The sequence below is a fragment of the Halogranum amylolyticum genome (assembly GCF_900110465.1).
Lineage (GTDB): Archaea > Halobacteriota > Halobacteria > Halobacteriales > Haloferacaceae > Halogranum > Halogranum amylolyticum.
This window is the reverse complement of record NZ_FODV01000006.1, coordinates 29851-54001: the sequence shown is the minus strand read 5'-3', so window position 1 is coordinate 54001 and position 24151 is coordinate 29851. Positions and strand designations below refer to the sequence as shown.

General features: G+C 64.6%; 29 protein-coding genes. 18 read left to right on the top strand and 11 right to left on the bottom strand.

The window, feature by feature from the left end:
* Window position 1: 1 nt before the first annotated feature.
* Window positions 2–376 (bottom strand): YlbF/YmcA family competence regulator, encoded by a 375-nt coding sequence (locus BSG17_RS13190; RefSeq protein ID WP_089824831.1) that lies wholly within the window; start codon window positions 374–376, stop codon window positions 2–4.
* Window positions 377–482: 106 nt separating this feature from the next.
* A complete protein-coding gene (locus BSG17_RS13185; protein ID WP_089824829.1) occupies window positions 483–1139 on the bottom strand; it encodes an alpha/beta hydrolase in 657 nt (218 codons plus the stop codon).
* A gap of 140 nt (window positions 1140–1279) precedes the next feature.
* Here BSG17_RS13185 and BSG17_RS13180 point away from each other — a divergent pair, with 140 nt between their 5' ends.
* The 3 genes from BSG17_RS13180 to BSG17_RS13170 all read left to right on the top strand — a co-directional run bounded on the left by BSG17_RS13180 (window position 1280) and on the right by BSG17_RS13170 (window position 3818).
* Window positions 1280–2068, top strand: a complete 789-nt coding sequence (locus BSG17_RS13180) for an HpcH/HpaI aldolase family protein (RefSeq protein WP_089824826.1) — start codon at window positions 1280–1282, stop codon at window positions 2066–2068.
* A 64-nt stretch (window positions 2069–2132) separates the two neighbouring features.
* Window positions 2133–3179, top strand: a complete 1047-nt coding sequence (gene dph2, locus BSG17_RS13175; RefSeq protein ID WP_089824824.1) for a diphthamide biosynthesis enzyme Dph2 — start codon at window positions 2133–2135, stop codon at window positions 3177–3179.
* A gap of 192 nt (window positions 3180–3371) precedes the next feature.
* Window positions 3372–3818, top strand: a complete 447-nt coding sequence (locus BSG17_RS13170) for a CBS domain-containing protein (RefSeq protein WP_089824822.1) — start codon at window positions 3372–3374, stop codon at window positions 3816–3818.
* Between the two features lie 27 nt (window positions 3819–3845).
* Here the strand turns inward: BSG17_RS13170 and BSG17_RS13165 are convergent, their stop codons facing one another.
* Window positions 3846–4859, bottom strand: a complete 1014-nt coding sequence (locus BSG17_RS13165; protein ID WP_089824820.1) for a hypothetical protein — start codon at window positions 4857–4859, stop codon at window positions 3846–3848.
* Between the two features lie 89 nt (window positions 4860–4948).
* Between BSG17_RS13165 and BSG17_RS27500 the strand changes: the two genes are divergently transcribed.
* The gene (locus BSG17_RS27500) at window positions 4949–5569 is read left to right on the top strand and encodes a DUF8173 domain-containing protein (RefSeq protein WP_211609135.1); all 621 of its coding nucleotides are present in this window, start codon (window positions 4949–4951) and stop codon (window positions 5567–5569) included.
* Window positions 5570–5574: 5 nt separating this feature from the next.
* On the opposite strand, the gene BSG17_RS13155 is transcribed toward BSG17_RS27500, so the two are convergent.
* Together BSG17_RS13155 and BSG17_RS13150 are read right to left on the bottom strand one after the other, a co-directional pair.
* Window positions 5575–6030: a TIGR00725 family protein gene (locus tag BSG17_RS13155; RefSeq protein ID WP_089824818.1), complete on the bottom strand. Its 456-nt coding sequence runs from the start codon at window positions 6028–6030 to the stop codon at window positions 5575–5577.
* Window positions 6031–6080: 50 nt separating this feature from the next.
* A complete protein-coding gene (locus tag BSG17_RS13150; protein WP_089824816.1) occupies window positions 6081–6845 on the bottom strand; it encodes an NAD-dependent protein deacylase in 765 nt (254 codons plus the stop codon).
* 307 nt (window positions 6846–7152) lie between these two features.
* On the opposite strand from BSG17_RS13150, the gene BSG17_RS13145 reads away from it, so the two are divergent.
* From BSG17_RS13145 to BSG17_RS13140, 3 genes are all read left to right on the top strand, one after another.
* Complete coding sequence (locus tag BSG17_RS13145; protein WP_089824814.1) at window positions 7153–7986, top strand: MBL fold metallo-hydrolase; 834 nt, start codon at window positions 7153–7155, stop codon at window positions 7984–7986.
* 157 nt (window positions 7987–8143) lie between these two features.
* Entirely contained in the window at window positions 8144–8275 is a 132-nt protein-coding gene (locus BSG17_RS28265; RefSeq protein ID WP_280141173.1) for a hypothetical protein, read from the top strand.
* Entirely contained in the window at window positions 8272–9777 is a 1506-nt protein-coding gene (locus BSG17_RS13140) for a hypothetical protein (RefSeq protein WP_089824812.1), read from the top strand. The genes BSG17_RS28265 and BSG17_RS13140 overlap by 4 nt, the downstream gene beginning before the upstream one ends.
* Before the next feature lie 118 nt (window positions 9778–9895).
* Here the strand turns inward: BSG17_RS13140 and BSG17_RS13135 are convergent, their stop codons facing one another.
* Entirely contained in the window at window positions 9896–10732 is an 837-nt protein-coding gene (locus BSG17_RS13135; RefSeq protein WP_089824810.1) for a DUF502 domain-containing protein, read from the bottom strand.
* 101 nt (window positions 10733–10833) lie between these two features.
* Here BSG17_RS13135 and BSG17_RS13130 point away from each other — a divergent pair, with 101 nt between their 5' ends.
* The gene (locus BSG17_RS13130) at window positions 10834–11733 is read left to right on the top strand and encodes a phosphoribosyltransferase HisG-related protein (protein ID WP_089824808.1); all 900 of its coding nucleotides are present in this window, start codon (window positions 10834–10836) and stop codon (window positions 11731–11733) included.
* A 25-nt stretch (window positions 11734–11758) separates the two neighbouring features.
* On the opposite strand, the gene BSG17_RS13125 is transcribed toward BSG17_RS13130, so the two are convergent.
* On the bottom strand, window positions 11759–12187 hold the full coding sequence (locus tag BSG17_RS13125) for a CopG family ribbon-helix-helix protein (protein ID WP_089824806.1): 429 nt from the start codon (window positions 12185–12187) through the stop codon (window positions 11759–11761).
* A gap of 599 nt (window positions 12188–12786) precedes the next feature.
* On the opposite strand from BSG17_RS13125, the gene BSG17_RS13120 reads away from it, so the two are divergent.
* The 4 genes from BSG17_RS13120 to BSG17_RS13105 all read left to right on the top strand — a co-directional run bounded on the left by BSG17_RS13120 (window position 12787) and on the right by BSG17_RS13105 (window position 16033).
* On the top strand, window positions 12787–13647 hold the full coding sequence (locus tag BSG17_RS13120; protein ID WP_089824804.1) for a ParA family protein: 861 nt from the start codon (window positions 12787–12789) through the stop codon (window positions 13645–13647).
* Window positions 13647–14150 (top strand): DUF7970 domain-containing protein, encoded by a 504-nt coding sequence (locus tag BSG17_RS13115; protein ID WP_089824802.1) that lies wholly within the window; start codon window positions 13647–13649, stop codon window positions 14148–14150. The genes BSG17_RS13120 and BSG17_RS13115 overlap by 1 nt, the downstream gene beginning before the upstream one ends.
* A 445-nt stretch (window positions 14151–14595) precedes the next feature.
* On the top strand, window positions 14596–14985 hold the full coding sequence (locus BSG17_RS13110) for a DUF5805 domain-containing protein (RefSeq protein ID WP_089825077.1): 390 nt from the start codon (window positions 14596–14598) through the stop codon (window positions 14983–14985).
* The gene (locus BSG17_RS13105) at window positions 14975–16033 is read left to right on the top strand and encodes a tyrosine-type recombinase/integrase (RefSeq protein ID WP_089824800.1); all 1059 of its coding nucleotides are present in this window, start codon (window positions 14975–14977) and stop codon (window positions 16031–16033) included. Before BSG17_RS13110 ends, BSG17_RS13105 begins: the two co-directional genes overlap by 11 nt.
* Before the next feature lie 807 nt (window positions 16034–16840).
* Here BSG17_RS13105 and BSG17_RS13100 read toward each other — a convergent pair.
* On the bottom strand, window positions 16841–17554 hold the full coding sequence (locus BSG17_RS13100) for an SOS response-associated peptidase (protein WP_089824798.1): 714 nt from the start codon (window positions 17552–17554) through the stop codon (window positions 16841–16843).
* Window positions 17555–17645: 91 nt separating this feature from the next.
* On the opposite strand from BSG17_RS13100, the gene BSG17_RS13095 reads away from it, so the two are divergent.
* The 3 genes from BSG17_RS13095 to BSG17_RS13085 all read left to right on the top strand — a co-directional run bounded on the left by BSG17_RS13095 (window position 17646) and on the right by BSG17_RS13085 (window position 19441).
* A complete protein-coding gene (locus BSG17_RS13095) occupies window positions 17646–18389 on the top strand; it encodes a ribonuclease H-like domain-containing protein (RefSeq protein WP_089824796.1) in 744 nt (247 codons plus the stop codon).
* A gap of 31 nt (window positions 18390–18420) precedes the next feature.
* Window positions 18421–18678, top strand: coding sequence for a DUF8002 family protein (locus tag BSG17_RS13090; protein ID WP_089824794.1), 258 nt, complete (start codon window positions 18421–18423; stop codon window positions 18676–18678).
* 76 nt (window positions 18679–18754) lie between these two features.
* A complete protein-coding gene (locus tag BSG17_RS13085) occupies window positions 18755–19441 on the top strand; it encodes a dolichyl-phosphate hexose transferase (protein WP_089824792.1) in 687 nt (228 codons plus the stop codon).
* A gap of 58 nt (window positions 19442–19499) precedes the next feature.
* On the opposite strand, the gene BSG17_RS13080 is transcribed toward BSG17_RS13085, so the two are convergent.
* Entirely contained in the window at window positions 19500–20456 is a 957-nt protein-coding gene (locus tag BSG17_RS13080) for a beta propeller repeat protein (RefSeq protein ID WP_089824789.1), read from the bottom strand.
* Window positions 20457–20687: 231 nt separating this feature from the next.
* On the opposite strand from BSG17_RS13080, the gene BSG17_RS13075 reads away from it, so the two are divergent.
* On the top strand, window positions 20688–21806 hold the full coding sequence (locus tag BSG17_RS13075) for a DUF3179 domain-containing protein (protein WP_089824787.1): 1119 nt from the start codon (window positions 20688–20690) through the stop codon (window positions 21804–21806).
* A gap of 121 nt (window positions 21807–21927) precedes the next feature.
* On the opposite strand, the gene BSG17_RS13070 is transcribed toward BSG17_RS13075, so the two are convergent.
* A complete protein-coding gene (locus BSG17_RS13070) occupies window positions 21928–22125 on the bottom strand; it encodes a DUF5800 family protein (RefSeq protein ID WP_089824785.1) in 198 nt (65 codons plus the stop codon).
* 116 nt (window positions 22126–22241) lie between these two features.
* On the opposite strand from BSG17_RS13070, the gene BSG17_RS13065 reads away from it, so the two are divergent.
* Both BSG17_RS13065 and BSG17_RS13060 read left to right on the top strand, forming a co-directional pair.
* Window positions 22242–23108: a polymer-forming cytoskeletal protein gene (locus tag BSG17_RS13065; protein WP_089824783.1), complete on the top strand. Its 867-nt coding sequence runs from the start codon at window positions 22242–22244 to the stop codon at window positions 23106–23108.
* 80 nt (window positions 23109–23188) lie between these two features.
* Complete coding sequence (locus BSG17_RS13060; protein ID WP_139246608.1) at window positions 23189–23530, top strand: DUF8055 family protein; 342 nt, start codon at window positions 23189–23191, stop codon at window positions 23528–23530.
* Between the two features lie 223 nt (window positions 23531–23753).
* Here the strand turns inward: BSG17_RS13060 and BSG17_RS13055 are convergent, their stop codons facing one another.
* Window positions 23754–23960: a cold-shock protein gene (locus BSG17_RS13055; protein ID WP_008418277.1), complete on the bottom strand. Its 207-nt coding sequence runs from the start codon at window positions 23958–23960 to the stop codon at window positions 23754–23756.
* Window positions 23961–24151 lie beyond the last annotated feature (191 nt).

Genomic DNA, 24151 nt, shown 5'->3' with positions numbered 1-24151 from the left:
CTCAGTCCTGACAACAGCCGCCGGCCTCGCCGCCGAAGTCGACGGCGAGCGGTTCGGAGATCGCCTCGTTGACCGCTTCGAGTCGGTCCTGCAGTTCCGACTGTGCCTCGAGGTAGTCCGCCATCACCGGGAGGCGGTGGAGCTGCTCCTGTGCGCGCTGGACCTCCTTGACGTCCTCTTGACTCGCCTGTCCGGTCTGGCGGGCCATCATGAACTCCTGTCGGAGCTGTTCGAACTCTTGGATCTGTGCTTGGGCCTCGTCGTCGTCCTCGACGGCCTGTCGGGCCTCCTCGAACCGCTCGTACTCGGGCGACTCCGCGATGGCGTTCCCGAGTTCACGTCCCAGCGACTCCAGCGAGGTGGTCTCGACGCTCATAGCCGGGCTTGGAACTCGACTCGTTTAGGGTTGCCGAATGTGGGTCGCGTTCACAGCCCTCACGTAAGGTCGGAGCAGCGACCGAGCGACCCGACCAGGATCTGCCTCAGACCTGCTCCTCGACGAACGCGACGAGGTCTTCGAGCTCCTGCCGGCCGACACCGTGTGGGGCCTGATAGACGTCGAAGCGGACGTCGGCACCGAGTTCCCGCAGGCGGTCGGCGGCGCGTTCGACGCGGTCGGCCGGGATGATCTGGTCGGCCGCGCCCGCCCCGAGGAAGACCGGTTTCCCCTCGATGCCGTCGGGGTCGAACTCGGCGTGCGACTCCGCGAGGTAGCCGTGGAGGCCGACGATCCAGTCGAAGCGGTCCGGTCCCTCCAAGAGGAGGCCGAGACTGGTGATACAGCCCTGACTGAACCCCAGCAGGCCGATTCGGTCGGCGTCGAGGCCGTACGCTTCGACGGCCGACTCGACGGTCTCGGAGACGAGGTCGAGACTCCGACGGAACTCCTCGGCGTGCGGCTGACTCTCGTGGAGGCCGCCCGCCGAGGTGTCGAGTTCGTACCAGGTGTAGCCGTTCATCAGGCGGTCCGGCGCGCGGAGGCTGAGCACGTGTAGTTCGTCCGGGAGCTGCTGGGCGACGGGGAGGAGATCCTCCTCGTCGGCACCGCGTCCGTGCAACACGACGACGGCCGGTGCGGGACCGTCGGTCGGTTCGGCCGGTTCGACGTGGACGTGCGAGAGCGGCAGAGCTGCACTCATCACCGGCCTCTACTGACTCCAGTCGTTTGAATACCCGAGTGACGTCGGTGTAACCGGGCCGTAGCGCGTGTCTCGGAAGGGACGTACGGACGAGTCTGTGGTATGTCAACGGTTAATCTCGTGGCGCGCGACTAGTGGCTATGGCTCCGACAGATGGCTCCAGTGGACTGCGCGGTCGACTCGCCGACGGCGACGTCCTCCTGGGCGTCCTCGACAACACCTACGACCCCTCGCTCGTCGAGTTCTACGGCGAACTCGGACTCGACTTCGTCTGGCTCGATCTCGAACACGCCGGTCCGAGTCCGTGGGACGCTCCCGCGATAGAGGCACTGCTTCGCGCCGCGGAGCGGACCGGAATCGAGCCGCTCGTCCGCCTGCCGAGCGCCGACCCGAGCGCCGTCCGGAAGCTCCGCGACGCCGGCGTCCGGTCGCTGTTCCTCCCGCGAGTCGAGTCCGCCGACGCGGTCCGACGAGCGATACGCGCAGCGTACTTCGAGTACGACGGCGAACCGGGCGACAGAGGGTTGGCGAGTCCGCGCGCGCGACGCTGGGGGCTGGCCGACGACTACGTCACCAGGGAGGACGAGGAGGCGCTCGTCGGCGTCACCGTCGAGACGCGGGCGGCAGTCGAGGAACTCGACGCCATCCTCGACGTTCCTGGCCTCGGATTCGTGTTTATCGGGCCACTCGACCTCTCGGTGTCGCTCGGCCACCCGAACGAACTCGACCATCCGGACGTTGCGGAGGCGGTCGAGACGATCCGCCGGAAGGCGACCGACGCGGGCGTCCCGGTCGGCGGCCTCGGCTTCGGAATGGACGACGTCAACGAGAAGGCGAAAGCGGGCTACCAACTGTTGAATCTCGGCAGTACGACAGGTGCGCTCGACGGCGTCGTCAGCGGCTGGCTCGACGAGTTCGAGGCGCCGTGAACCGCACGCGATCGCGCTCGCGGAAACGCCGAGGTTAAACCTCCTGACCGGTTAGGCCAGTTCAATGAGTCAGGACGCCTCCTCCGAAGGGGATCTCCGAAACACCGGAATGTCACTCCGACACGACCGCGAGTGGGACTACGAACTCGAACGCATCGTCGAGGAGGTGGAGGAACGCGACGCGAAGAAGGTGGGCCTCCAGTTCCCCGAGGGGCTGAAGCGCCGCGGCCCGGCCGTCGCCGACGACCTCCGCGAACTGTGCGACGACGACGTCACCTTCCTCCTCTCGGGACAGCCCTGCTACGGCGCCTGCGACCTCGACACCTACCTGATGCGGCGGACGGACGTCTTCGTCCACTTCGGCCACTCGCCGATGAAGGAGTCGGACAAGATCATCTACGTGCCGCTGTTCTCCAACGTCGACCCCTACTCCATCATGGAGGAGTCCTTGGAGGAGTTTGCCGACCCCGACGACGACCCGAACGTCGGTCTCGTCACGACGGCCCAGCATATGAACCTCTTCGGCGACATGGTCGACTGGCTCGAAGAGCGCGGCTACGACGTCCACACCCGCAAGGGCGACGACCGCCTCACCTACGAGGGGCAGGTGCTCGGCTGTAACTACGCCTCCGCCGACATCGACGCCGACCAGATCATGTACGTCGGCGGCGGGAAGTTCCACCCGCTCGGCCTCGCGATGGAACACCCCGACAAGAAGGTCGTCATCGCCGACCCCGTCAACAACGTCGTGAAGGTCGCCGACACGGAGAAGTTCATGAAGCAGCGCTACGGTGCGGTCCACCGCGCGATGGACGCCGAGAAGTGGGGCGTCATCTTCTGTACGAAGATCGGGCAGGGCCGCTGGGAGATCGCCGAGGAGATCGTCGAGAACAACGAGAACGCCTACCTCATCACGATGGACGAGGTCACCCCGGATCGGCTCCGGAACTTCGACATGGACGCCTTCGTCAACACGGGCTGCCCGCGCATCACGACCGACGACGGGCCGCGATTCCACAAGCCGATGCTGACGCCCCAGGAGTACAAGATCGCCATCGGCGAGGAGCCGCTGGAGAACCTCCAGTTCGACACGTTCCACGGCACCTGGTAGCGCCGCTCGGACCGACGACGCTCACTCTCTCCGTCTCTCTCTCTGCCGTACACTCGAACGACTTCGAGTCGGAACTGAACACTGTGGACTGTTGCAGTGCTCGATCTGTGTGGTCTACTAGCACCCTAGGGCAGATGAATGAATACATGGAACAATTCTAAGTTCGAGCGTGTGGTTGTCAACTACGGGCCGATGATAGAGACACGAGTCGAAACCCTACTGACGGCTTCTCCACCGACGATCTCGCAGACCGCCTCGGCGACTTCGGCCGCCGAGCGACTCCGAGACCCCGACACGGACGCGCTCGTCGTCGTCGACGCCACGGACGAGGTAGTGGGGATCGTGACCGGGTCGGACATCGTCGCCCTCGTCGCCGAGGAGAGTACCCACCTCCCGGTGTCGGCGTTCATGTCCGGTCCGCCGGTCACGACGACGCCCGAGACGACCGTGTTCGCGGCGGCCGACCGGATGCGGGAGGCAGGGGTGAGACAGCTCCCGGTTGTCGAGGACGGCGAGTGCCGTGGACTGCTCAGCGCGTCGACGCTCGCCCGCTACGTCTCTCGGCGACGACTCGACATCACCTGGCAGGGAGACCCGTTCACCCCACCCGAGGACCCTGGACCCCGTACCGCAGACTGAGTCCGCGCTCGTGCGTGACACCCGCTCTCACAACTCCTCGGCACTGAGTCGATACCGGACCCCGTCGTACGCTATCGTCCGCGGTTCTCTCACGCCGAAGACGGGCCACACGGAGTTCTGTTCCTGGAGTCGTACGGTCTCGACTCCCGCCTCGAAGAACGACAGCGTGTTTCGGAGCTTCCGGTCCCGTAGCGCCTGCTCGGTGACGAGTCTGCGAACGTCGTCGTCCGCCGACTCGCTGACGCTACTTTCGACTCGCTCGACCACGAACGCGGCCAGTCGCGACTCTCCGCCCGTCTCGCGGTCGGTCTCGACGACCACCGCGTCGCCGTCGCGGGTCGTCGCCGTCACCTCGTCTGTCGGCGTCAGTTCGACCGGGTCGCCGTCGAGGTCGAACCGGGCGACGAAGCCGACGCCGTCGCGGTAGCCCTCGCCGGCGAACCAGCCGTCGACGGTGAAGGCGTACGTCCCACCGCCGAGACCGGCGAGCGAGAGCTCCTCGGTGCCGCCCGCTCGTGGGAGCGGCTCGTCGTCGAGTCGCGTGTTGTCGACGGTGAGCGTCCACGCGTGCGACTCGTCGGGGGCGAGCGACATCAGCGGTTGGTTCCACGCGCGGGGGGCGACGTGGAACCACTCGCCGTCGACGCGCTTCCACACCCGCCACGCGTAGAAGTTGGTGTCGAACCGGACGTCGGTGTCGTTCGTCAGCGTAAACTCGACCGTCGCCGTCGGCAGCGACCCACGCTGTGTCGCCGGGGTCAACGCGACGGGCGTCTCGTCGGTCACGTCGGGCCACGCGACGACGCGTTTCACGTCGTCGTCCCACGGCGGACCCGCTGCCTCGGTGGGGACGACGCCGACGTCGGGCGGGGTGGCCGTCGCGGTCTCGGTCTCGGAAGTCTGCGTGGTCGCGTCCGTCACGTCCGTCGCGTTCGGCGTCGACGGCTCGGCGCTGTCGCCGGTCGGACTCGGTGCGTCGTCGGCGAGACAGCCGGCGAACGCGGCCGCACCGACCGTCGAGAGGAGGGCACGTCGTTGCATCGCCCGACCGTTCCGGACGAACTGACAAATACTTCGTGGTGTCAGCCACCCGAAAGCACTTACCGTCGCATTCGCGAGTCGAGGACGTCATGCCCTCCACACGGCTGTCGGTAGTGCTTGCCTCGTTCCTGACGCTCCTCTCCGTGGCCGGCGTCGCCGCCGCACAGTCGACGACGACCGCCCCGCAACTGTCGCCGTTGCTCCGCCTCACCATCGCGCTGGCGGTCAACGGCGTCGTCGGACTGCTCGTCGTCGCCGTCGCGCCCGACTACACCGAGAGCGCCGCCGCCGACGTCCGCGAGTTCCCCGCCGAGACGTTCCTCTGGGGGCTGCTCGCCGGTGTCGGTGGACTGATCGCACTGTTCGTCCTCGCGGTCACGGTCGTCGGCCTGCTCGTGGCGATTCCGGGCGCCTTCGCCTACCTCCTGGTCGCCGTCGTCGGCGGCGTCGTCGGAACCGTCGCACTCGGCGCGGTCGTCGCCGACGCCGTGACGGAGTCGACGCTGTTCGTCGCACTCGCCGTCGGCGTCGTCGCTTCCTCGCTTCTGAGTCTCGTCCCGTTCGTCGGCGACGTCGTCAACCTCCTCCTCGGAACGGTCGGGATGGGCGCCGTCGCTCGCCGATACTGGAGACAGCGGGGAGAGGGGAAGCGCGACGACGAGAGTCGATCCAGCGGGTCGCAGCCGCCGGTCGTCTCGACGCGGCCCTGACCGGTTCACTCGCTCGCCGACTCGACCGTCGACTCGACGTAGTTCACCGCTTCTTCGGGCGTCTCACACGCTTCGACGCCCTCGACGTCGTGCGTCCCCAGCCCGGCGATCGGTCTCCGGTAGACGAACGAGAAGCCGATCTCCGAGAGCGTCCCGCCGCCGCCGTCGACGGCGACGACGGCGTCGCCGTTCATCACGACGAGCGCGTTGCGTGCGTGACTCAGTCCCGTCGCGACGGCGACGTCGACGTACTCGTTGGCCGCGGCGGGGTCCTCGCCGGGGAGGACGCCGACCGTCGTCCCCGACGCCTCCTTCGCCCCGCGGCAGGCGGCCTCCATGACGCCGCCGAGACCGCCGCAGACGACGCTGTGACCGCGTTGGGCGAGCAGTTTCCCGACCGCCTCGGCCGTCGCCTCCTCTTCGGGCCCGATACGACTCCCGCCGACGACGCTGACGCGCATGGTCGTCGCTCGTGGTCGACGCAGTCAACGGTTTCGGTGGACGAGTCTCACTACTGCCCGTCGACTCGTTCGACGATCCGCGGGAGCACCTCCGTGACGTCCGCTCTGAGGTCGACCGCCGCTCGACTGCTGTAGGGCGTCTCCTCGAAGTTGACGAGGGCGAGCGTCCCGTCGCCGGCGGCGAGTCCGGGCAACGACGCCGCGGGCTCGACCGTCAGCGACGACCCGACGGCGAGGAAGACGTCGCTCTCGCGAGCGAGTCGCTTCGCTTCCTGGAGCGTCTCGCCGGGGAGCATCTCGCCGAACAGGACGACGTCGGGTTTGAGCACGCCGTCGCACTCGACGCAGCGAGGGGGACACTCGCCCTCGCGGACACGTCGGCGAGCGTCGGCGGCGTCGCTCCGGCGGCCACAGCCGCGACAGACGACTCGCTGGGCGTTGCCGTGGAGTTCGAGTAGGCGTTCGGTGCCGGCGGCTGCGTGCAACCCGTCGGTGTTCTGCGTGACGACCGCGTCGAGCAGGTCCCGTCGCTCCAACTCCGCGAGTGCCTCGTGGGCGGCGTTGGGTTCGGGGTCCGCGGCGAACATCGCCTCGTGGAGGTCGAGTCGGTCGCGCCAGAACCCGGCGGGGTCGGCGTCGAGTCGGCCGACTCGGAAGTCATCGGGATCGAACCGCGTCCGCCAGACGCCGTCGTCGCCGCGGAACGAGGGGATCCCCGACGCCGTGCTCACACCCGCACCCGTGAACGCGACTGCGGTGTCGGCGGCCAGCAACGCGTCTCCGAGGGCTTCGATCTCGTCTTCGACCTCGACCATGTGTGTCCGTAGTCGTGAAGGGACGTCAGTCCGGCGGTCACCGTCGCTGACACGACGCGCGCTGTCAGTACACTCGGGAGTCGGGCGTCAGTCGACCTTTCGGCGAGGGCGTCGACTGCTGGATCGCACGAACCATCTCCGCGTACGTCAGCGTCCGTTCGGTCGATATTGGAGGTGTCATGCTAACAACACACACTCCGAGAACGGGAATAGTTTCCGGCTAGAACTGCGAAAAACAATTACTTCCACTTCGGCAGGCGACGCCGAGTCCACAACGCTTAGCCTCCCGGCCCACACAGTCCCGTCCATGACCGTGAGTGACTGGGGCGATTGGCTCCCACGCGCCGTCGAGGACGCAGAACCCGAGACCGTCGCCGTCTGGTATCTCGGCTGTAACGGCTTCGTCGTCAAAGGTAACGAGGGGACGACCCTCTACATCGACCCCTACGTCGGCCTCGGTGACCCGCCGCGGACCGTCCGGATGATCCCCGTCCCGTTCGATCCGGAGGACGTCGAGGAGGTCGACGCCGTCCTCGCGACGCACGAACACACCGACCACACTCACGGACCGAGTCAGGCACCCATCCTCGCGAACACGGGCTGTGACTTCTACGCCCCCGACGACAGCCTCTCGGTCGCGTTCGACGACGAGGAGTGGACCGACGAGTGGGACGTGAGCGACGACCAGTTCCACGAGGTCGCCGAGGGCGACACGCTCGAACTCGGCGAGTTCACCGTCCACGTCGAGTTCTCCAACGACCCCGACTCGACGCATCCGGTGTGCTACGTCCTCGAACACGAATCGGGCACCGTCTTCCACGGCGGCGACACGAAACCCCACGAGGAGTTCCCCGAACTGGCAGAGGAGTACGACATCGACCTCGGCATCCTCGCGTTCGGTGCCGTCGGCAACATCCCAGACAAGGAGAGCCGCGACCCGGTCCGCACGAAGTGGTACTCGACGGAGAACGAGGTCGTGAAGGCCGCCAGCGACCTCCAGTTCGACCGTCTGCTCCCCAGCCACTGGGACATGTGGAAGGGGATGACTGCGGACCCGAAGGTGCTCCACCACCACACTCGGAGCTACGAGCACCCCCGGTCGCTCGAAGTCGCCGAGATCGGCGACCGTATCGACCTGTAGACGCCACTTCCGTCTCCCGCTGTCCTCTCTCCACGATCTGTTTCCCGCGGCCCACGACGGGACGTTCTTCTACATCTTAAATTTCGGATTTATATAATTTCTTATCATCTTATTGATACTTGATTGATTTATGTAGTGGGTAGGGTTTGTGTTCCTCATGATTCACGACCCCGACCTCGCCGACCACCTCCGTGTTTCGGCCGGTGACGTCACTGTCGAGGAGACGTTCGTCGCCGACGAGTTCCCCGTCCCCGCGATCAAGTTCGTCCTCGAGTCGACGTCCGCTTGACCGACGACGTCCCCGAGTCGTTTCCGATGGACTGCGTCGGCTTCCACCCCGACTACGAGAACGACAACTGGACGGCGTACCAAGACCACCACGTCGAGTTCGTCCGAACGCTCGCCCCCGAGGAGTCGGTGACGACGGTGTACGGGATCCGTCTCGAGGAGGCCGACGTGGAAGCGTCCGCGTTCCTCGCCGAACCGACCGTCGACCTCGTCTCGACGGCCGAGAGCGGCGGCCCCGAGGCCGAGGGCGTCGAGGACATCGTCGGCGACGACACCACCGACGTCGTCCGCGACGTGCTGGCCGGCGACAGCGACACGGTTCCCGGGATGGACGCACCTGAGGCTCTCGACTTCGAGGATCCCCTGGCCGACGACGCGGACGACTCGCTCGCCGCGGACGCGGAAGACCCGTTGGCCGACGACGGCGCAGACCCGCTCGCCGCAGACGGCGTAGACAAGACGGACGACGTGGAGCCGCTGGCGCTCGACGACCCCGGGACCGATGCCGACGACGAGGAACGTGACGTCTCGGCCGACGACGCCGTCGACCCCCGGTCGGTCGACGACGACACCGTCTCCGCCGTCGTCGAGCGGGGCGACGACACCTCCGCCACCGCGGCCCCGATCGCCGTCGACGCGAGCCAGCAAGAGGACGTCGAGGTCGAGGACGCCAGCCGCCAGACGGTCGACGACGACGGAGACGAAACCGACACTGACACCGGAGACGCCGACGCCGGTACGACCGACCCCGTCGCGACCGAGGCTGCCCCGGCCGGTGCGACGGCGGTCGCCTCGGGTGGTATCGCGGCGACACTCGCCACGGAGATCCGTGAGGGCCGCGTCGACGACGACGATCTGGCGCTGCTGAAGCGCGAACTCGACGTCGGCGTCCCCACCAGCGTCGACGTCCGGATCGGACGACTGCAGTCGCAGATGGACGACCTCGAAGCCTACAGCGACGCGCTGGCGGAGTTCATCGACGAGGTGGGCACCGGCGAACAGCTCATCACCGAGTTCCGCGCGGAGATCGAGTCGGTGTCGTCGTCGCTGACCACGCTCGAGACGGCGCTCACCGCCGCCGAATCCGACCGCGTCGACCTTCGAGACGAACTGGACGACGTCGCGACGACTGTGAACACCGTCGAGAGCCGTGCGGAGGCGAACGCTGACGACCTTTCGTCGCTCGCCGACGACGTCGGCGAACTGGCCGCCGTCGCCGACGACGTCGAGGAGTTGGCGACGACCGTCGACTCGCTGGATACGGAGATGGGTGACGTCCGAGCCGACGTGGCCGACCTCGACGCTAACCTCGCCGAGAGTCGTGCACGCCTTGAGGAAGAACTGGACGCGATGCGCGAAGAGCTGTCCGCAGAGATCGACGAACTCCGCGAGGAACTCGGCGACGTCGCGGCGTTGGAGGCGGAGCTCGACGACGTTCAGGCGGAGCTCGTCGAACTGAAACAGTTCCGCGACCGCCTCGAGAGTGCCTTCGGTGGCGAGTGAGCGGCGGCGGATCCGACTCAGAGGGGTTCTCGTAGGCGTTCAGCGGTACTCTCAGTGAGGATCGAACCCCGTAGTTAGCCGAGGTCATCGGGTCTCCGGCGGACGCCGATACTCCCTCTCAGTCTTCGTTTCGCGTCGAGTCGCCGAACGACCCCGGGAAGTCGTCGGGAGTGATGCCGAACCCGTCGCCGTCGCCGAACCCGTCGTAGTCGGGTGAGTCTTTCGAGGTGGCGATTCCGCTCGTGATGATGCTTCGTACGCCCTGTTCGACGGTCATGTCGACGTCGATGATCCGACCCTGGGGGATATGTGTCAGAAATCCGCCCATGACCGGGTTCGGGGCGAGCGGGATGAACATCGTGACCATGTTGTCGTCGCCGTTCCCGATGGTCTCTTGAACCGACGACGGCGACTCTGCGGTCTCGAAGCCGATGACGTAAGTGTCGTCGTGCGGGAACTCGACGAGCTTCACCGACCGGAAGTGGTCCATATCGCTCTCGAGCATCGCATCACCCATCCGTCGAAAGCTCTTGTAGATGGCTCCGATGCCGGGAATCGCCATGATCACGTAGTCGAAGTAGTCGAGGAGGCGATCCCCGGACTGCGAGCGTGCGACGACGCCGATACCGACGACGAGCATCGCCAGCAGCGTGACGGCGACGATTTCGGAGATGACCGAGACGACGTCTCTGTACATCCCGAGTTCGATGAGCACGTCGGCGACGACGAACGTCTGTCGGACGTCGCGGATGACGCCGAAATGTTCGAGGATGACGACGATCGGTCGTAACGCGCTCGCGAGGATGTCGAGTGTTGCCTTCAGTACGTAGATCGTAACGACGACAGGAAGGATAACTGCGATACCGGTTAACACCACGTCGAGTGCGGCACGGTACGCCGACTGTCCTGCCTCTTTGGCGGTTTCGGTGTGCTCGTCGCGCGGCCGCGGTACCATATACGGCGACACACGTATACCTCGCGGTTAGGGGTTACGGCACGTCGTGGAACGCTGCCGAAAACGCAATCGGTTTAGTTCGCGACCACAACCGTCCGACAATGACAGAAACGGTCTGTGTCGCTGTGCCCCGGAAAGGGCGGCCCCTCGAAGCAGTGCTCGAACGCCTCGCGGCCGGCGCGGGCGTTCACGCACTCGCCGACGAGGTCTCCTCGACGCTACGGTACGAAAAAGCCGTCACTAAGGGGCGACAGCATCCGGACCGCAACGTCTACGAGCGACTCACCGACTACAGCGACCTCTCGGACCCGACGTCGCCGGAGTACACACTGCTCCGCGACGACCGCGACGGGAAACCTCGGCGGATCGTCTTCGACAGCGTCACCATCGAGACCGACGACGTGGACGTCCGCCTTGTCGGCCGCGAAGAGCCGTTCCGGTCGCTCCGAACCCACGAGTTCGCCCTCGGGTTCGACAGCGCCGACCTCGTCCTCGAAGAGGTCGTCTCGCTCCGACCGGACGGTCTCGACAGCCTCGCGGACGTCAACGCCCGTATCGACCCTCGCGAGTCGGACGTCCGCGTCGTCACCGGACTCGGCGATACGGTCTATCACACGCTGATGGCGAAACCGGAGGTACTCCCGCCGGGTGCCGACCTCGACCGCACGTTCGTCGCCGACCACGCGGGTGACCTCTGTATCTCGCCGCGCTACGAACGACTGGTCGAGGCGGTGCTCGGAACCGACGCACTGACCGACGTCGAGTTCGCGTACCCCGCTCCAGACGCCGACGAAGAGGAAGCGGCTATCGCGGAAACGGGACTCGGTGTCTACCTGACGGTCACCGGGTCGACGGCGCGCGACCACGGACTCGTTCTCGGTGAACATCTCTTCCCGAGTGAGACGGTCCTAATGGAGAACCCGACGGAAGCCAGCGACGCCACCGAGAGCGTCAAATCGCTGCTCACCGAACAGAAACTAGAGACGGCGATCGGGACTTGAGACGGGCCGTCGTCGCCGGTCGTACCTACTCTGCCGTGCTGAACGGCCCGAAGTCGTCGACCGGCATCACCGAGTAGTCGATACTGAGCGTGTCTTTCGTCGCACGGAGTTTGCCGACGAACGTGGAGATCTCCTCGAGTGACCCCTCCAAGACGAACAGCTCCATACAGTAGTGGTGGCCGACGTGACTGTGGAAGTTCGAGGCGACGAGATCCTCGTGTTCGTGACGGAGACGCATCATCCGCTCTTCGACGCTCGTCGTCTCGAAGTCGAAGAGCACCGTGACGATACCCATCAGCTCGCGGTCCTCCAACCGCTTGTCCTCGAACTCACCGAGGAGGTTCCGACTCGCCTCCCGGAGCACCTCGCTTCGACCGGTGTACCCGTGCTCGTCTGCGAACTCGTCGATTCGGTTGAGCAACTCTTCGGGCATGGAGACGCTGACGACAGTCATGTATTAACTCACGGCGGAGATCTTGTTAAACCCTCTGTATCGGGGAGTCGAGGGGTAGGAGGGTCTGTGCTGCGGAGGTGCTCCGTCGTGGCTCCCCCCCCCCCGGTTCTGTATATCGACATTTGGTTTACTCGTCGCACTGCCAACGCTCTTCGACTGTCGCGTGCTACCATTTCACGACCGACTTCTCGAACAGATCTCGTGGACGCGGTCGGCTCGACACGGTACTCACGGAGTCGCTGAGAGGAACCTTCCGGGAGTCCGGTGACCGACAGAACGGCCGACACTTCTACTCCGGTAACCCGGCGTCATCCGGTTCGGAATCCGCGACTCGATGACGGCCGGACGCGTGACGAACCGGTTCTGGAGGAGAGAGGCACCTCCGACCGATCAACTATTTAGATGAGAATCTAAACGGCGAACTAAATTTTTGGTTAGATTTTTATTCAACAACTAGACGTTCTTTATCGAACGTTACTAGTTACTATGTCACGTTATCTCGTCTTCCGTTCGGATCGATCTTTTCCAGGAAAGCGGCATCGCTCTGTCCTCTGTCCGTCTGACGTGTTTTTATTAACGACTCTCACGCAGAGTGATCTATGCCGAACGCAGTCACGTTTTGGACCGAGGCCGGCGGAACGGGAAAGACGACGTTCACCGTCAACACCGCCGCTGCGCTCGCTCGTCGGGGAAACGACGTCCTCGCGATCGATTTCGACCCGCAGAACGCGGGGATGACGGATCACATGGGGTACGGCGAGTGGGCCGGTCGCGACGACTACGAGAACATCGCCGATCTCCTTGTCGACGACGACCAGCGACTGCAGGAGATCGTCATCGAGACCCCCGAGTTCGACCTGATCCCCACACACAACGATCTGGCGAACATCGAATCGAAGATCGAGTCTACCGACGGCGTCGACTCGGGGAGCAAACACTGGCTGCTCCATCACGAGATGGAGCAGTTGACGGAGCTGTACGATTACGTCCTCGTCGATCCGCCGGCGACGACGGGGACGCTCGTCTCCAACGCGATGGTCGCGACCCAGAACGTCGTCGCCCCCGCCGAGATGACGGACAAGGGGATCGCAGCGATCGGCGGACTCGAAGAGGAGCTCGCCGCGATGGAACGTGGGTTCAACCGGATCCCGGGGGTCGACGTCTCCTTCTCTATTCTCGGCGTCGTTCCGAACCGGGTCCGGAAGCGACAGACCAACAAACAGCAGGAGGTGTTCGCCGAACTCGAGGCGAGCGATCGACTCGTCACGCCGTTCGTCGTCTACAAACGGAGCAAGATCAGTGACGCATGGGGTGAGGGGATGAGCGTGTTCCGCTACCACGACGAACACGAACTGCGCGACTACCAACTCGACATTCTCGACTCCTTCGAGAACGTCGCCGACGTCGTCGAGGGGACGGCGACAGAGACGGACGACCTCGAGGCGGAGGTGGCGAACTGATGGCTCGCGACGACAAATACTCCTCGACCGGAAGCGACGCCGACTACTCCAGTAGTCCGTTCAAGAACGCAGACTCGCCAGCGGTCTCGGAAAGGACGAAAGAGAGCGACGAGGTTCCAGACCAACAGCCCTCGACGACGGAAGGCGACTCGACGGAACCCCCCACGGACAGCGATCTCGCTGGTGAGGACTCGAACACGGAAACGGCCGACGCTTCCTCGCTGGACGTCATCACTCGGGACGGGCTGCCCTACGCGATGGCTCGTTCGAAGGTCACCGACGACCGCCAGCAGAAGCAGTTCCAGCTGTTGAAGGAGACGCGGTTCGAACTCCAGGACGCCGTCGCCGACCTCGTCAAGCAGTACGACGAGGAGAACCTCTCGGAGACGGACGCACTCGAGATCATCCTCCGAACCGGTCTCGCCCACGCGGAAGATTACGACGAGGCAGCGAAGTCGCTCGGGTTCGGTCTCGAGAACGTTCAGTTCACGTTCTCCGAGTGAGACGGACTCGCTGTCTCGAACCACGGATCGAGGTCGCTCCGATTCGGGACTTTCCTGCGTTTCCGACGAGAGTCCGACTCCGCTCCCGACAGTAGTCGTGACGTCCGTCTCGGATGGCCATCGAAGTCGTGCTTGGACGCGCCCGTTTTCTTTTCGTCACTTCTCGTCGAAGGTATCGGCCGTACCCGAAGCGACGGTCAGTTTCTTCCGCTCGCTCCGATCTGTTTTGGGGAGAGGAACTTGTGGACTGCCTCGTAGATATATCCCGAATTCTGTCACGGCGATGTCGCGGCTCACACTTATCCCGATCAGTGTGTCACAGACCGATCTTATCCTGATTTCTGGGACTACAAGTCCTGGGGTGAGAGAGCACAGCTGTATGGATAAGTGACTTTATCCGAGTGTGTAGGGACACGCTGAAGTGGGCGGCCTCCGAGACTCGACCATGAGCGACGATCCGGAGACGAGTCGGACCGCCGTCAGAACGTACGTGCCTGCGTATCAGAAAGAGCGGTGGCAGAAACACGCGGAGGAGCTCGACATGAGTCAAAGCGAGTTCGTCCGGACGATGGTACAGGCCGGCAGAAAGGGGTTCGAACTCGACCCCGAGGACACCGGTTCTGGGCACGAAACCCCTGGGGTAGATGGACTCGAAACACGGGTCCTCTCGACGCTCGAGTCCACCGACTTCATGTCGTGGGACCAACTTGTCGAGGCACTGGCTGGCGACTTGGAAGACCGACTCGACGACGCGCTCGGCGAGCTCCAGGGATCGAACCGGATCCGGTACAGCGGTCGACACGGCGGCTACACTCTCGTGAGCGATGGGGACTGAGGCGACGGACGACGACCCCGACGACCCGATCGGATACTTCCTGCAGGATCTCGTCTTCCACGGGAAGACCGAACGTACGCGCGACTCGTACCAGCGAGTGCTCCGGCGGTTCGAGTCGTTTCTCGCGACTCCCGAAGCGAACCCGTTCGACGAGTCGATCGCCCCCGCCGACGCGACGCACCGACACTGCATGGCGTGGGTCCACACGCTCCGCGGCACCGTCGAACCGAGTACGGTCGCGACCTACGCGGCCTACCTCCATCGGTTCTACGCGTACATGACGCAGGTCGGCGTGTTCGAATCGAACCCGATGACGCTCGTGATGGAGGAGATGGACGAGACGATCGACAAAGATCCGACTCGCCGCGAGATCGACGTCCCCGCCATGCGACGGTTCGTCGCAGCGGTGACTCATCCACTCCACCGAGCGGTCGTCGTCACGCTCCTCAAGACGGGGATGCGTGTCGGCGAACTCTGTAACCTCGATCTACGTGACGTCTCACTCACTCACCCCGACGCGCGGGCGACCTACGATCTCGGGACGCGAGCGGAACTCGACGGACGGTCCGACTCGTTTTTCGTCTCGTCGAAGCCCTCGTTCGGCGAGTCGACGAACGGGGAGGAACGCACCGCCTCCAACAAGCGGAAGCGAGCGACGATCGTCCCGATCGACGCAGAGCTCCAGCGGGTGCTCGTCCGGTGGCTCGCCGTTCGACCCGACGTTCGTTCTTCGGCCGACCCCTTGTTCGTCGGTACGTCCGAGGGGTGGGGAGAGCGGCTGGAGCCGGAATCGGTCCGTCACGTCGTCGAGACTCACGCCCGCAATCGGGGCTGGTACCGAACCGGCGGCGGCGCCAGCGAGAACGTCACTCCGCACTACTTCCGACACTTCTTCACGACGCACCTCCGCGACAGAACCGGCGACCGCGGCATCGTCAAGTATCTCCGTGGCGACGTCGCCGACGACATCATCGACACCTACACCCACAACTGGGGCGACAAGGTACGAGACACCTACGAGGCGAACATCTACTCCCTTCTGGAGTAACCCTTTGGAGTACGTGATTCAGCCCCTCGACCCCGCCGTGTGTCGAAATCGGTCGCCGACTCGACCGTCACGTCCGGATTCCGTGGGATCGCTTCGTTTACCCGCGAACGCCGTGTCCGAGCCGGCGGTCTGCAATCCACGACGTCTCGAGTGAACCACCGATACGTATCGACTAGGCCGGCGCTGCATCGACCGTTTCGAGTGCGTGCTCGAACGGTTCGATCTACGGCCTCGGTTCAGTGTCGTGTCTCGTGAAGACGCAGCCGTCGGAGCGGTCGCCGATGTCGAGTGAGTTGAGGTCTGGGTCCTGCGTCTCCGAAAGGTGTCTGTCACGACTGCGGTTCGAGTCTCCTCGGTCGACGTCGCCAACACCCACTCACGAACGGTGTCGACCTCGTCGTATCGTCCGACGTAGTCACCACTCGTCGAAGTAGCCGGTGATCGCGAACGAGGGGGTCGTCGCCCCCCCCCCCCGACTCGAACGCTATCCGGAGGACCTGTCCGTCTGAACGTCGGCTCTCACAAGGCGTTCCCGCCGAGTCGGACGACACCACCTCGAACGCTGCTGGCTCACACGCCCCGTAGGCGGTTCCGTGTCCTAACGTAACCGCTCCAGTTCGGTGTTTCCGCGTGAACTGTTCGAGGCCAACGACCTCGATTCGCTACTCAGTGTAACACTGCGCCATTTCGCTCTCCAACGCCCGTCCGAGGAGAAACGTGTAAATCGTATACTGCTATACAGAAACGGCTGGTGAACAGTCGACGCTAGAGACAGACCACATCCGTAGAAACTCCGCTCACAGCAAGCTACGCGCCCGATTCGACCTCTTCGACGAGTTCCGGGCCGTCGTTGGCCGGACTGTTGACCTGCGTCGAGACGGGGTAGGCCTCCATCGTGTCGGCCGGATACGGATCGAGCAGTCGTTCAGCCTCGTCACCGTCGCCGTTCAACCACGTCTTCTCTTCGCTCTCGTCGAGGACGACGGCCATCCGGTGGTGGAGCGTCGAGACGAGGTCGTTCGGCTCCGTCGTGATCACGGTGAACGTCTCGATCGGGTCCGGCTCCGTGTTCGGAGCGACGCCGCCACCGAAGTCACCCAGCCCGGTCTGGGTCTGCGGCGGCGTCCACCGTTCCCACAACCCGGCCATCGCGAACGGGCGATCGTCGGCGAACGCGACGCGATAAGGCTGTTTCTTCTCTCCGCTGTTCACCCACTCGTAGAACCCATCTGCGAGGACGAGACACCGGCGCTGCTCGTACGCCTCGGTGAAGCTCCGTTTCTCGCGGACGGTCTCCGCGCGGGCGTTGATGAGGTCGTTACCGACCGACTCGTCGTCGGCCCACTGCGGGACGAGCCCCCACTTCAGCGTCCGGATCGTGTTGGGCTCTTCGTTCGTGACGACGGGCAGCGACTGACCGGGTGCGCAGTTGTATCGCGGCTCTAACGGCGCTTCGGCGTCCGCGTCGAACCGCGCTTCCAAGGTCGGTTGGGGGGTGAACAGGGTGTAACGTCCGCACATAGGGGGAGAGAGGAGTGGAGACGGGATAACCACTGGGCTCTCGGAGTCCCGGGTCGAGAGGTTTACGTCGTCGGAGCGGTGCAGTGGGGACGTGCGAATCGAGAACAGTTTCATCCCGGTCCGCGGCGTGGGCGCGAAGACGGAGCGCCGCCTCTGGGAACACGGCATCACGCACTGGGACGAGTTCGACGGCTCGGTCGTCGGCGAAACGACGGCGGGCCGCATCTACGACTTCCTCGACGAGGCGGCCCCGCGGCTCGACGACGGTGACGCTCGCTACTTCGACAGCGCGTTTCCGAGCAAGGAGCGGTGGCGGCTGTACGAGAACTTCCGCGAGTCGACCTGTTTCTTCGACATCGAGACGACCGGGCTCGATGCGACCCACAACGACGTCACGACCGTGACGTTCCACCGCGGCGACGAGACGACCACACTCGTTCAGGGTGACAACCTCACCGCAGGTGCGCTCCGCGAGCAGTTCGACTCCGCGGATCTCGTCGTCACGTTCAACGGTAAGCGCTTCGACGTCCCCTTCCTCGAGCAGTCGTTCGACCTCTCTGTCGACGTTCCGCACGTCGACCTCATGTATCCCTGCAAGCGACTCGGCCTTACGGGCGGGTTGAAACAGGTCGAGAAGGACGTCGGCATCGACCGCGACCGACCGGACCTCTCGGGTCGCGACGCGGTCCGACTGTGGCGGCAGTACGAACGCGGCGACGACGCTGCCCTCGAGACGCTCGTCTCCTACAACCGCGACGACACTGAGAACCTGCGGACCCTGATGGATCTCGTCACCGGATCGCTGCACGACGAGACGTTCGTCGAGTCGTCGTGAGGCTTATCCGGGTCGGTGGCGACTACGGCCTATGACCGACGAGTCGAAGCAGCTCTCCGACGGCGAGGGCGACGTCGCAGCCGACGAATCCGACGACGAGCACGCCGAGGCCACGGACCCGACGGTTCCACAGGTCGAACTCTCCCTGTATCAGTTGAACGTCAGAGTCAGCGGTCGGGCGACCGACGACCTCGACGACGTAGAGGACTCGGCCGTCCGTCTCATAGACTATCTCATCGAACGGGCCGAGACGCTCGAAGACCAACCCGACGGACGCGGACTCGGGTGAGAACGCGTCTCCTCACGTCGGGCGGTCGTTTTTGGCGAACCTAAAAGCTCAAATACCGTTGCCGGAAACGGAGGGTATGGGGTACACGTTCGACGACGTCGCCGTCGTCATGGGAACGTACAACGAGGAGGAAGCCGTCGCGACGGTCGTCTCGGACATCGAGGAAGTGACCGACGGTCGGGCCGAGGTGATCTGCGTCGACGGGTCGTCCGACTGCACGCCCGACATCGCCCGCGAACACGGCGCGACGGTCGTCCGGCAACGACCGCAGGGGTACGGGGTCGCCGTCCGGGAGGCCGTCCTCACGCCCGACCGCCCGGTCGTCGTCACGACCGACTGCGACGACACGTATCCGATGGAGCAGCTTCCGGCGTTCCTCGACGCGATCAACGAGGGGTACGACGTCGTCAGCGGTGATCGTCTCTACCACGGGGCGGAGGCGATGCCGGCGTTCAACCGCTTCGGCAACGCAGCGTTCGCCGCCCTCGCGAGCATCCTGATGGGGACGCGCGTCCACGACACGACGACGGGGATGCGCGCCTACCGGCGAGAGCTCCTGCACGACATCGAGTGGACGGAGAACACCGGTCTCTCGGCGGAGCTGTTGATCCGACCGCTGATGCGCGACTACCGAGTGAGAGAACTTCCCATCGCCTACCGCGAGCGGGCGGGCGAGACGAAACTCGATCCTATCGAGGGTGGCGCGGCCATCGCGAAATCCATCGTGAAGGTCTGTCTCGAGGAACGGACCGGACTTCGGTAACTGCTCGCGAGAGACGACAGAAACGACGACGTGGGAGGGAGGTGGTTCTGTCGACGAGTTACTGTTCGAGTACCGTCCCGCCTGCCCCGACCACGACGACGCGGTCTCCGACACTGACACCGGTCAAGTTCTCTCCACTCGGGGTCTGTTCGCGACTCCACTGGCCACCCGTCGCGTCGAAGACGGCACCGCCGCCACCGACCGTGTAGCCGTCGCCGTCGTCGAACGTCACGTCGCGAAGCGACTTGTCACCGAGGTCAGTCGGTGTCCACTGTGCGCCGTCGTGGCGGAACACCATCCCGCCGCCGCCGACGACAGTGACGTCGTCTGCAGCGTCGCTGTCGACCCCGTAGAGGTTGACGTTGGCGTCGCCGATGCCGATAGCCTCCCACGTCCCGCCGTCGTCGGTGGCGAAGACCGTCCCGTTGGTATCGACGGCGTGTCCCGAGCGGACACCGTGGAAGTCGATAGCCGGGAGTGCCGCACCGCTCCCAGGTGTGACGTCGTCCCAGGTACCCGTCTCCCCGTTCTCGAAACTGTAGTAGATCTTCCCGGAGTCGCCGGCGACGTAGACGTTCGCGTCGCCGGCCGTACCGGTCACAGCAACGCTGTTGAAGTTGTTGGTGACGTCCATCGGCGCGGAGTGGTCGTCGAGGTTCCCCGTCTCGACGTCGTACTCGCCGATGGCGCCGCTCGAACCGACGAACCAGAGTCGCTTCCCACCGTCAGTGACGGCCGTGCCGTAGAGATCGTTTCCGTTACCGGTCGGACCGCCGTCGAGTACCTTCGTCCATCCCTCCGCACCACGTTCGAGGACGACGCCGCCGCCACCGACAGCGTAGGCACCGGCCACAGCGTGTTCGACGCCGTGGAGCGTGCTGTCGGTCGGCGTCTCGGCCGTGTGCCACTCTTCGTCCGTACTGGCACCGCCGAGACCGGCGATCCCGGCCGTCGCTGCGGCGGTACCGATCCCCTTCAATATCGCCCGACGACTGCTCGTTGTACGGTCGCTCATCGTGTTTCGGGACGTACTAACAGTTTTTCTAACGTAGTAGTAATGGCTAATTATTAGGTATTTGAACTGTGTTCTCAGGGTCGAACACCAGTCTCGCCGGCCCCGGTGGCGGTCTCGCGAGTCGAGAGACCCGAACGGCTCACTGGGGGCGTATCGCGACGGTGGTTCGGTTGTGATTGACACACACTATACTCCAGCGCGATTTTGCTTCGTCCGCGCGACTAGTAGGGTATGAATCGTCGCCATTTCCTGACCACTGCTGGGTTCGTCGGTATCGCCGCCTGCACTGGCTGTCTCGACGCACTACGGCAGCAGTTGGGACCCTCGTCTGCGGGCAGTACGCAACCGGGGACGCCGAGTGCGACGATCTACGCGAACGTGTCGCTCCCGGTCCCGCGGTCGGAGTTCCGTCGAGGGGCGGCGAAGGACGCGATTCCTGCCATCACCGCTCCCGTCTTCGCCGCCGACTGGTCGTCGGTCGACGGGGTGCTCGACGACGACGAGTTGGTCATCGGCGTCGAAGTCGGTGACGGGACGCGAGCGTATCCGCTCGCCGTGTTGAACTGGCACGAAGTCGTCAACGACGACTTCGGCGGTCCGCTACTCGTCACCTACTGCCCGCTCTGTGGGGGTGGTGTCGTCGCCGACCGGACGGTCGACGGACAGGTGTACACGTTCGGCGTCTCGGGGCTACTCTGGCAGTCGGACCTCGTGATGTACGACGTCGAGTCGGAGTCGCTCTGGAGCCAACTGCTGGCGACGGCCATCCACGGCCCGTCGACCGAGACCGAACTCACCCTCCGGCCGTCGACGGTGACGACCTGGGGTGAGTGGCGTCGCGAACACCCGAAGACGCAGGTGCTCCTCCCACCACCGAAGTCGGAGACTATCAAAGGTTGGCAGTCCCGCGACTACGACCACGACCCCTACCCCGGGTACGACGGCTCGGAGCGTGTCGGCGTCGGCTTCAATCAGGCGGTCGACGACCGCCTCCACCCCAAGACGACGGTCGTCGGCGTCACCGCTGACGGCGTCGCCCGCGCCTACCCGCTGGACGCAGTCGAGGATGCGGGCGTCGTCAACGACACCGTCGGCGACCTCCCGATCGTCGTCGCGACCACGAACGCCGGGTCGCTGGTCGCCTACGTACGCCGGGTCGGCGGGAAGACGCTGAACTTCGAGCGTGACGGTGACGTCCTCGTCGGTGATGGTTCGCGGTGGAACCTCGTCACCGGAACGGCCGTCGACGGCCCGCACAGAGGAACCCGGCTTGCCCATGCCAACGACCGGTCGCCGTCGTTCTGGTTCGCGTGGGCGGATTTCCACCCGGAGACCGACCTGTTCAGATAGCTATCTGGATAGCTATCCAGATAGCTATTCGGATATCTTTCTAATACATCGACGGGCAGTCCGCCGTCTGGTCGCTTGGAGACGCTGTCGCAATCGAATACCGACAGAGTGCAGCGTGCGACTACTTCAGGATATCCTGAACGCGACGCGGTTCGCCGGTCAACTCGGGGTTCTTCTCGACCATCTTCAGCACGTCGTGGTCGGTGACGTCCGGGTAGGACTTCTGGGTCGCCTCCTCGATGAGCGCTTTCTCCAGTCGGAACTCGGTTCCTTCGTAGACTACGTCGACGCCATCGTCGTCGAACGAGAGAGCAGTCATAGTCGCTCGTAGCACAGCCTGCTATAAAAGGACATCACCAGCGAGACGCGGTTTCGGCGCTCGTCTGACGAGCGTCTTGCGCGCCGTTTATTAGGTGTCACGTACAGGTTCGGCCTGTGTCACTCGGTCAGGACCCACTCGACGAACTCCGCATCCCCGACGGGACGACCGTCGAGGAGCACGACCTCGTCACGGACGGCGACGTCATCGTCGGCGGGCAGGGGACGGTCGAGTTCGGCGTCCGCGGCCGGAACGTCATCGCCGGCGAACGCGTCCAGTTCGGCGGCGGGATCGAGGCCGAGGGCGACTGCCGACTCGACGTCTGGTGTTCCGTCGACGGCAACGTGCTCGTCGGCGAGGACGCCTACCTCGGCGAACGCGTCTCCATCGACGGCCGCCTGATGGTCTCGGGCGATCTGGACATCGGCGACGACGTCGACATCGACGAGGGTTTCGAGGCCAACGGCTGGATCGTCATCCGCAACCCGGTGCCGACGCTCGTGTTCTACTTCATCGTCCTCTCGCAACTGCTCCGCATCGGCGAAGAGGACGCCGCCGACGAACTCGCCACCGCACTCTCCGACGACGAGGACGACGACGTCTCGCCGCTGGTGATCCCCCGCGGGGCCAGCGTCTCCGACGACGCCTGGCGCGTCTCGACGCCGGCGACCATCGGCGACGGCTGTCGTCTCCACGGCAACATCCGCGCCTCCGAGATCACGGTCGGCGAGGACAACAACATCTTCGGCAGTCTCCGCGCCCGCGGTGACATCACCGTCGGCTCCGGCACGCGCGTCCACGGTGACGTGACGACCCGGAGCGGGTCGGTCACCGTCGAAGAGGGCGCGCGCGTCCTTGGCGACGTCTCCTGTGGCGACCTCCGACTGTACGACGGCGGCACCGTCGACGGCACCGTTCGCGCCAGTGGTGACATGAAACTCGTCCGCAAGAAGTCCGCCCAGGACGCCGAGCGAGAAACTTAATCTAAACCGACCGTCTTTATATCCGACCGCTCGAACGCTGTCGCGTACTGTATGCGAACGGCTAGCAGGGAGTGGAGACGGTGAGTCGTTCGGCGCGGTGGCCGATCGTGGCGCGACTCGTCGAACGGACACAGCGTGAGTGTGCGTCGTTCGACCCCGCCCGCGACGACCCACGGCAGTGTCTCACGGCTGGCGTCGAACCGATCGTCTCACTGTACATCGAGGTTCGCCGAGCGAGCGACGACGCGCTCTCGCCGGTCGAACAGTCGTTACTCGACCGCGCGCTCGACGACTGGCTCTCGCAGTACGCCGCGAGCCAGGGCGTTCACCACTCCGGGCGGTTCACCGTCCACGAGCTCGCCGTCGCCTACGCCGCCGACGGCGACCTCCGGTCGACCGTCGACGACCTGCTCGACCTCTGAGGATCGGCAGAAGTCCCTATACGTTCGACTGTCGTCCTTCTCTGGGACTGACGAGTAGCTCGTGCTGAATAGAGAGCGCAAGTCGGTCACCGGGTCAGCACGCGATGCGAGCGAATTGAACCGCTCAGTACAGAGTAGGCAGATAGCGTCAGCTCGGGCGTGTAACCGTCTGAAAAATCGATATCGTTGTCTTGTCGCTATGAACGACAGTTGTGACTCAGTATTACTGCCGAACGACGTTCGCTGCGCGAGGCCCCTTGGGCGAGGACTCGATGTCGAACTCGACCTCAGTACCTTCCGTGAGGTCTTCGCCGCCGACATCTTCCATGTGGAAGAACACGTCTTCGTCGTCGTCGAGGTCGCCGTCGTCAGTCGAAATGAAACCGTAGCCGCCTGTGTCGTTGAAGAAATCAACCTTACCGTTTGCCATTACAAACAAACAGTGGGTTGGATGAGGGATAACCTTTCCGAGGGTCAAGGTACCACGGCTCTTCACACTACATTTGCACATCCTACTTCGCAGTTAGTTCAGTGCCGATGTGACGGAACCGACGGTGCCGCTGTGAAAGATACACCCTCTCTATCGGCCACACCGATTTCGTCGGACGATAGATCTGTCAC